This window comes from Paenisporosarcina sp. (assembly GCF_057785155.1).
Map to the genome: position 1 here is coordinate 1 of NZ_JBYNRN010000030.1, position 8114 is coordinate 8114.

General features: G+C 33.0%; 9 protein-coding genes. 3 read left to right on the plus strand and 6 right to left on the minus strand.

Annotated features, from left to right (window positions below; all coding sequences use genetic code 11):
• Window positions 1-138: helix-turn-helix domain-containing protein (locus AC3EA5_RS11030; protein WP_488608401.1), on the plus strand; the 138-nt coding region annotated here is incomplete at its 5' end.
• Between the two features lie 127 nt (window positions 139-265).
• Here AC3EA5_RS11030 and AC3EA5_RS11035 read toward each other — a convergent pair.
• The 4 genes from AC3EA5_RS11035 to AC3EA5_RS11050 all read right to left on the minus strand — a co-directional run bounded on the left by AC3EA5_RS11035 (window position 266) and on the right by AC3EA5_RS11050 (window position 1806).
• The gene (locus tag AC3EA5_RS11035) at window positions 266-868 is read right to left on the minus strand and encodes a hypothetical protein (RefSeq protein WP_071852196.1); all 603 of its coding nucleotides are present in this window, start codon (window positions 866-868) and stop codon (window positions 266-268) included.
• A gap of 32 nt (window positions 869-900) precedes the next feature.
• Window positions 901-1125, minus strand: a complete 225-nt coding sequence (locus tag AC3EA5_RS11040) for a hypothetical protein (protein WP_071852195.1) — start codon at window positions 1123-1125, stop codon at window positions 901-903.
• 92 nt (window positions 1126-1217) lie between these two features.
• A complete protein-coding gene (locus AC3EA5_RS11045; RefSeq protein WP_120403538.1) occupies window positions 1218-1532 on the minus strand; it encodes a BrnA antitoxin family protein in 315 nt (104 codons plus the stop codon).
• Window positions 1519-1806 (minus strand): BrnT family toxin, encoded by a 288-nt coding sequence (locus AC3EA5_RS11050; protein WP_163167913.1) that lies wholly within the window; start codon window positions 1804-1806, stop codon window positions 1519-1521. The genes AC3EA5_RS11045 and AC3EA5_RS11050 overlap by 14 nt, the downstream gene beginning before the upstream one ends.
• Window positions 1807-2273: 467 nt before the next feature.
• On the opposite strand from AC3EA5_RS11050, the gene AC3EA5_RS11055 reads away from it, so the two are divergent.
• The gene (locus AC3EA5_RS11055; RefSeq protein ID WP_488608399.1) at window positions 2274-3617 is read left to right on the plus strand and encodes a hypothetical protein; all 1344 of its coding nucleotides are present in this window, start codon (window positions 2274-2276) and stop codon (window positions 3615-3617) included.
• Between the two features lie 486 nt (window positions 3618-4103).
• Entirely contained in the window at window positions 4104-4652 is a 549-nt protein-coding gene (locus AC3EA5_RS11060) for a porin family protein (protein ID WP_488608400.1), read from the plus strand.
• 1237 nt (window positions 4653-5889) lie between these two features.
• Here AC3EA5_RS11060 and AC3EA5_RS11065 read toward each other — a convergent pair.
• Together AC3EA5_RS11065 and repM are read right to left on the minus strand one after the other, a co-directional pair.
• On the minus strand, window positions 5890-6441 hold the full coding sequence (locus AC3EA5_RS11065) for a plasmid replication DNA-binding protein (RefSeq protein WP_257218333.1): 552 nt from the start codon (window positions 6439-6441) through the stop codon (window positions 5890-5892).
• A 60-nt stretch (window positions 6442-6501) separates the two neighbouring features.
• Window positions 6502-7425 carry a replication initiation protein RepM gene (gene repM, locus AC3EA5_RS11070; protein ID WP_004811812.1) on the minus strand — a complete coding sequence of 308 codons (924 nt, stop codon included), beginning with the start codon at window positions 7423-7425 and terminating at the stop codon, window positions 6502-6504.
• Window positions 7426-8114 lie beyond the last annotated feature (689 nt).

Genomic DNA, 8114 nt, shown 5'->3' on the forward strand with positions numbered 1-8114 from the left:
ACAGGTAAGAAAGCCAATGAGGCTAAGCACAAACGAATAAAAGAATTGCTAGCAGCTGGCAATATGACTAAGGAAGAAATTGCCAAAGCAGTGAATTGTGGAGTTGCAACTGTCTATCGAGTTGCTAAAGTTATCTAAAAGCGGACATTTTTACTTTGGAGAAACCGGACATTTCTATTTTGGAGTTACAAGATTGCTTCACATAAGAGATTTTATGTTAAATAAAAAGACGCCTATGTAAAGGCGTCTTTTGAATATTTCTAGATTATTGAAAAGCTTGTCTTAGAACTTCACCTTTCTCTGTAGAAGTTTGGCTAGTTGTAGAGTTTTCATCATTTATATCTAAAATATCTTTTCTTTTTTCAGGGCCATAATATGAAATAAACTTATTTATAGATTTATCCCACGCTAAATAACTGTCGTTATATTCAGAAGTAAAACGATAGCCATCTTTTATTTTTTTAAGCTCCAATCCTTCACGACCTAACCAATAGTTAAGAACATGATCATATTTACCTGCTTCATTTTGAAAGTAGATATCTATAAAGCCATCACTGTTTCCAGTGAAAATTGAGTAAGCACCTTCACAGGTAACGTCTGAAGATCGGATAATATAGTCTTTTAAGCCATCATTATTAAAATCTATATTTACTAAAAACCCTTTATTGAAAGTGATTTTAGGATTTTTAACTTGCATTTCTTCATCTTCAGATATGCCTTGGCAGGTATCTATATACTCACTTTGAACTACTTCTTTAATCTCTATAGGCAGCTTATTGAAAGGAATACTATTATTTTTTACAGGGATTTCTGCTAAAGAATTTGTACAAAAAACAGCTATGGCTGCAAAACCTATTAACTTTTTCATTAATAAACCTATTTATTTGGATTTTATAGAGATTAATAGGTGTATCTAAAACCTTGTGCCATCATACAATCTTGTATCATTTCAGCTTTTTCATTTTGATTTACTTTAGCTAAACCTATGTCATAGCGACATTTTGCTAAAGCACTATTAGCATCATGTGGAGTAATTCCAGCTTTTCTCCACATAGGTTGTGATGTACTACATGCAGAAATTAAAAGTGTTGAAACAGCTAATGCCCCAATAATTGTTTTTTTCATAAAAAACTCTATAAAATTTAATCAAATAATTTTTCTATTCTATCAAATTTTATGAATTTTGTAATAAAAAATGGGAGCTTAAGCTCCCATTTTTACTGATGATTTTTTAATTCTTTTAGCATGGCATCCCGCAAGATTTCATTCATGCGTGTCTGATAACCTTTACCTTGTGCTTTGAACCATGCAAGTACGTCAGCATCTAAACGAATAGATGTTTGTTGCTTTACTGGACGATAGAATTGATTGTGGCGTACAGCATTACTCCAGTCGGTAATTTCAGGTATATCTGAGAGATCTAGCTGATCGTCAGCAACCGTTCCCTTAGCAAGCAAGCGTTGAATTTCAGCATCTTGCTTGTCGCTGAATTTTTCATTCAGTTCTTTGCGTGAGTATCTAACCATGCTCATATCTATCTTGCTCCGCCTTAGTGACTTGTCTTGCACTAATGATTCGTATGATTTCACAGTCATCTTCATCAAAGATGGTGTGAGCTACTAAGAGCATTAGTACGCCTTTTACTTTTCCAATGGTTTGCCAACGTTCTTCACCATCGGTATGTCTGTCCTGGATTGAGATCCTTAATGGATCTTCAAAAACAAGGCTTGCTGTTTCGAAAGAGACATCGTGTTTTTTCTGATTCTTTCGATTCTTTGCCTCATCCCATTCGAAATACTGTTCCATAAAAAACATTCAAATTTGTATATACAATAATGTATCACAAAATTGTATCACTCAAGTTGAAAAGCGTAATTCTTAGTCAAATTTATTGGCAATAACTATCAAAACTGCTCATAAAAAAGCCGACTTGTTTCTGTGTCGGCTTTTTGGTGTTTTTTAGGATTATGTAAAATTTACAAATTATTGATTTAATTAAAATAATTAAGAATGGTTTCGCATAACGCCCATTATGTTAAATGGGGGGTAAGTTGGTGGAAAATTCCAGTTTTTTAAATTTTAAATAGAAGATTTTTTTTACTAAATTTTAGATAAAAATAATCTTCTAAGTACTCAACTAGCTTACCTTCATGTATAAGAATAAAACGAAGTTCCAATGTTTTATGAAATGATATTGAATGCTTATAAAAGTATTCTAAATTCAGTGTTTTTATAAAATTTAAAAAAGTAATTTGTTTCAAACAAGGATTTATATGCTTCACAATAGAAGAACATTATTACCTTTAACTCTTTTATCTGTTTTATTAGTCGCATGCGGTGGAGGGGGGGGAGAAAGTAGTCCAACGTCATCAGATACATCTGTGCCGAAGCCTATTGTAGAAACTTCTGTATTAAGTCCAGATTTGACACATGGCTATTTTGAAATTGAAAATTCTGGTATTGCTAATAACTCAACCATCAAGTTTTCACCATTTCACACAGATAGTGTGATTGAAGCATCTGCTACTAACAATAATATGTGGGATTTAGAGATTCTTACACCAAGCAATGATTTGTCTGCCCATATTAATAATTTGGCGGGTCTTTATCTTTATCCTAAAGACGATAAAGTTGGAGTTTTTAGCTATTCAGAGAATGATAAAGGACATCTGACGGTTAGATGTCAAAATTCGTGTAGTGATACATTTTCTTATAAATTTGAAAAGCAAAGTAATGGTAAAACTTATTTTATTATAAATGCAAATGGTTCTATAGAAGGACGTTTAAATAATAATGACTTTGCATCAACTGCCAAAATTAAAGGCTCTGTTAAGTTTGAAGTAAATTCTGATTGGCCTGTATGGGACACCAAACGCTTTAATGAATATCATGCGAAATCAGACTTAGTTGTTAATGGTAAACCTGCAACAATAGAAAAATTTTTGGATTGGAAAACTAGCTCTGTTTTAACTTTTACTACAGATAAAGAATACTATTTTAACTTTAATGATCCTATGGATCTTGATCACGATAGATTTATTTTAACGGAGGGGAATTATTTTAGTAATGAACAACCTAAAGATGTGTACATATATAAGGGATACTTCAATCGAGATTTTACATTAAATACAGATTATGAAAATGGTATAACCACCTTTAAATTCATCAATAACTTATTTACTAACCCTATTGAATATATTGCTTCTCCAGAGTTGAAAGTATCTGGAGGTTTTGTAAAAAAAGTTCCTTATGGTCAAGTCATTGCAGGAGATGAACTTTTTAAAATTGATGAAACAGTTGCAGCAGTTGTATATGCAGAAAATGAAAGTAAATATTTTCGCTTTATGAGTCGAGATAATCACTCTGATCTCGAGTTCACAGTGAAATACGATACTATTACTAAAAATGTAAATGTAGCGTATCAAAGACCACAGAAGGGTCAATTAAATGTGAATATCTATCTAAAATGGAACTGTAAATTGACAAATAATCATTGTACCGGTGTAACTGTCAATGATTCAGAGGGAACAATTGAATTTAAAAATGTGCAGTTAGATGATGGTCGTCTAATAAATGGCAAGTTTGGTCATTTAGGAGTAAATGATCTCGTAGGGTGATAAATTCATAGCTATATTCCATAAAAATACAGAAATGTTAGTTCTCCTAAAATTAACATAATACGAATTATGCGAAATTAACACCCAGAGCATGGCTTTCAGCCATGCTTTTGTTTATCAAAATAGTATAGATATATGAATTTTAAGATAAAGAAAAAGCCTTATAGTCTCTCCCGGAACTATAAGGCTTATAAATCGCTGTAATTTTTTTCTTAATTACCTACTTTTTTCCTCTATAGGTTATGAATATATTTTACCGATAGGTAAAAACAAAGATATAAGACAAAAGATGAATATGCTAAGAATTCCGCGTAAAGCCTACTAGTTTTGCATAACTACCATTATGTTAAATAGAAAAGATTATTTATTAATCAAAAAATATCTTACTAATTAGTATAAATTTATTGCAAATTTTTATTTATATTTCCAATATATGCAAATCCTTTAAATCAATGATTTATGGGTTTTTATATAACTTCAATATTCATGAGATATACAATGAAAAAACTGCTTTTGGTATCACTTCTTGGGGCTGTTGCAGCAACTACGGCAAATGCTGGTAATACAACAATTCAGCCATATGTAGGCGCTGGCTATACATTTTTAAATAACGATGATGTTGATGTACATTTTCTAGGCCTGAATGGTGGTTTGCAATTTAATGAATATGTTGGTGCTGAAGTATTCTGGAATAAATCTGTGAATGACATCGAGTTCGATGGCGATTTAGAAGAACTTGGTGTAAGAACTGATGCCGATGTTCAATACTATGGTATTGGCTTAACAGCTAAATATCCTTTAGCAAATAACTTCTATGCTAAAGGTATGGCTGGTTATGCACGTGTTGACCTGGATGTAGATGCTACTTATCGAGGTTATACAGTTTCAACTAGCGAAGATGATTCAGGTTTAATCATTCAGGCTGGAGCTGGCTATAACTTCACTCCAAACTTAGCTGCAGAAGTAGCTTATACACACGTTAATGCGTTTGATGGCTTTAATGGTGTAAATGCTCAATTAAAATATAACTTCTAATTTGTTGAGTAAAAGAGCGAGGAGAAAATCCTCGCTTTTTTTTGGGGCTTACAACAGAATTTCGTATAACGCCCATTATGTTAAATAGTGGGATGAATTTTACAAAAATCGGTATAGTAATAGTATCTTTAACTTAAAATATAAAAAGTGTATTTTTGAAAAAAACATTGTATATCAATATATTATCATTTCTTTTGACATCATTATCTTTATTTTATCAGAGATATATCCCTGTTAATCGTATAGTTGTCGATAGGGTGGAAGAAGTAGATAGACTTGCAGGAGGTTTTCCCTTTGTATTCTTAATTGATGGAGATTTCACTTCACCTGGTAACAATATAAGCGTGTTATTTATTTTTTGGGATTTAGATGAGTTCCTTCTTCACTACTTTATCTTGGACTACTTATTTTGGCTTAGTTTTCTGTTGATTTGTTATTTATATCTCAAAAAGAGAAAAAATCGAGTCTAATCTATCTTGTAGCGTTCCTAAAATTAACATAATACACGTTATGCGAAATTAGAAAAATGAGTTTATTGCACTGATATTTATCTGTTTTTTAAATTTTAGACCTGGGTTGGTGCCCAGGTTTTTTTATTGCGTATAACAGCCATTATGTTAAATAACATTGATTTTAGTTGATTATTCATCCTTATAGCTTTTGAAAACTTGCAGAACTTTTCTTAATTTGTAATCCTTGCTGCCAAGGGTGCCTAGCTAAGCTAAGGCAGGTATTTGTTGTAGTCGGGCCGCTATAACAGGATGAAGAGTACCTGTATGTTTAATCTAAATATTTTTAATAAGATTTCTACTGAAGTCTTAACCTATAAGAATGCCCTTGAACTGAATTCAGAGAATCAATTAATCATAAAATATAAGACCTCCAGTTCTGATGAATATAGAAAAGCTATTGTCTTGATTCTAAAAGAGCGAGGATATAGTAGGTTGGAAATAGGGCAGTTACTTGAGAGTTAATTCTTAAAATTTCCTAAAATTAACATAATACACCTTATACGAAATGCGTTATAATTCCACTTAGAAATCAATGCTGTAGTTTCTAGTTGATAGCCCGAACATCCCTGTTCGGGCTTTTTTTATCTTTTTTAGTGTTCCACGCTTAATAAATAAGCAATGTTCCACGATTTTATTCAGTTTCAATAAACATCATCCGGTTTTTTGAGGAGTCATTATTTCATTGCTGGCAATGAAATTGGCTCATCAAAAAAGTGGAGTGCTGGCTAACCATAAGGAAGGAAGAAACGGCTCAGGAAGCCCCTTTTTTTAGGTTCAGGCTCAATATGTTCAGGGATAGGGATCCGTTTGTTCTCAGGAGTAGTCAATCCGTCATAGTTTGATTCATCCTGTGACCGAGGATCTGTTGCTATATTCGAATTAGTAGATTCATTTAGCTGATTAATATTTTCTTGTTTTGGCTGTTCTAAGGTGCCTTTAAACTCAATTCTGTGAGTAAGATCTTCAATATGTTGCATCAAAGACTTTTCTCTTTGATTTGCTAAATCTAACTGATTTTTGAGTAAAGAAATCTGATCTTTTAATACATTTTCAACTTCAGATTGAACGTGTACCTGTACATCCTTCTGAACTTTTTCAGTGCGTGTACTGGACTGAACACTGATTGGATTGCCATAAACTCTAATAAGTTCCGATAAGTCTATAAGACCATCATGATCTCTTGATAATTCACCATTTTTTAAAGCCTCATATATTGTTGTACGTGATTTTTTAAAGGCTTTACTTGCGTCCATGACGCTGAATTTTGTTGTGTTCAATGTAATCCCTCAGTGCGTGTACAAGGATGTTCGTGTGAACATCCAATCTGAACATGAAGTTTATTTTGTATTAAAGCCTACTTTCTTTAGATAGGGGAGTAGTTCTTCAAATTTTTGTGGATCTCGTAGCATTTCAGAAATTCGAACTGCAAATTGTGAGTAGCTTTCAGTACCTTGAGAATATTTATTCATATCTGGAAGCTCAGATAATTTACTGGCAAAAAGATGACACTGTGCATCGGTAAATTTTGAGAAAATCTCAAGAGCAGTTTGCTCTTTAGTATGAGCTATAACGACTTTTTTCAGTTTAAAGGTGAATGAAAAACCAGAAATATTACGTCCCTTTTTATGTTGCTGACATTGGACGTTAATATCCGTATGTTCATTAATTTGAGCAATAGCTAAATTTAATACTCGATCTTTAAAATTTCCCATTCTTGTATATTCATCATCAAGAACGCCTATTTTTTGTCTGAACTCTGCAAGTTCAATAATAGGAGTTTGACCCGTACTGCGCCAAGCAATTAATAATTCATATAATCGCACAGCATAAGCGCTGCTGAGATTACTAATCTGTTGTAACTCATATTTAGTAAATTGTTCTTCTAAACGTGTAATAAGTGGCACGATTGCAGGGGCAAATATTAACTTTACTGTAGCTTCATCGTCGATATATCTAATTTCGCTGACCCAACGACTTAAAACATTCTCTACATTTCCTCTTTTATTAATTTCTTGATAGCTAAATTGACGTACAAATAGATCTTTACAGGCATCTTTTAACGCTTGGTAAGCTGTTTGTCTTGCAACATTAAATTGATTTACATAACTCTCAGCATGGACTTCTAAAGGGTCATTTGCATTGATTCCCCGACCACTATCTCTTGCTTCGACGATAGCTAATAAGATCAAACGTTGTTCTACTAAGTCTAAGTTATAACTCGCATTAATTAATGCATTGTCTTTAACTACTAAGTCCCGCATTCTATTTATCTACATTATTACTTATGAATATAAATCTATAATAATAAATATGTAGATTAATGCAAGGTAAACGTAGTTAAATCTACAAAAAAAATAATGTAGATTATTGGTAGGTAAACGTAGTCATATTGGTAGGTAAACGTAGTCATATAAGCTCTAGAAGCCTTTATTTACAAAGACTTGAGCCTCTCTAAAAGCATTTAAAAGCTTAAAAATAATTAAAAGCCCAGGGAGTAAAAAATTGCCCTTGGTTTTCGCTTTGCTCAAACTCTATTGAATCTCGCTTTCGCTCGATTCGTCGGGGCAATTTTTGGTTCATATTTTCGTGAATTTAAGAAAAAGCAAACGCACGATCAAAAGCAACTCGGAATTCGCTTCGCTCATCAGCTTTTTTTTCTCGCTACGCTCGGTTTAGGAATCAAACTTGGAAAGTTCGCACCCATGCGGGATGCTCTGCCATGCAGGTGATTGATGGATAGGGAGCTTGTAATCAGGGAAAGGGATGAGCAAATTTTCTCAGTTCGCTCGTAGACACTCGCTCTGTTTAGCGACTCATGCCACGAGATTTCATTTTAGGAGCTTGTTGCTGTGCTTTGAGCTGTTGTTCTTGTCTGAGTTTCATCTGTTGTTCTGCTTTGATCTCATCCACACATTTTTTAATGACTTGATAGGATGGGTATAGAGTCTGG

Coding starts and splice junctions, on each gene's coding strand:
- AC3EA5_RS11035 (WP_071852196.1), bottom strand. CDS start 868: ATGAAAAAGTTAATAGGTTTTGCAGCCATAGCTGTTTTTTGTACAAAT.
- AC3EA5_RS11040 (WP_071852195.1), bottom strand. CDS start 1,125: ATGAAAAAAACAATTATTGGGGCATTAGCTGTTTCAACACTTTTAATT.
- AC3EA5_RS11045 (WP_120403538.1), bottom strand. CDS start 1,532: ATGAGCATGGTTAGATACTCACGCAAAGAACTGAATGAAAAATTCAGC.
- AC3EA5_RS11050 (WP_163167913.1), bottom strand. CDS start 1,806: ATGGAACAGTATTTCGAATGGGATGAGGCAAAGAATCGAAAGAATCAG.
- AC3EA5_RS11055 (WP_488608399.1), top strand. CDS start 2,274: ATGCTTCACAATAGAAGAACATTATTACCTTTAACTCTTTTATCTGTT.
- AC3EA5_RS11060 (WP_488608400.1), top strand. CDS start 4,104: ATGAGATATACAATGAAAAAACTGCTTTTGGTATCACTTCTTGGGGCT.
- repM (WP_004811812.1), bottom strand. CDS start 7,425: ATGCGGGACTTAGTAGTTAAAGACAATGCATTAATTAATGCGAGTTAT.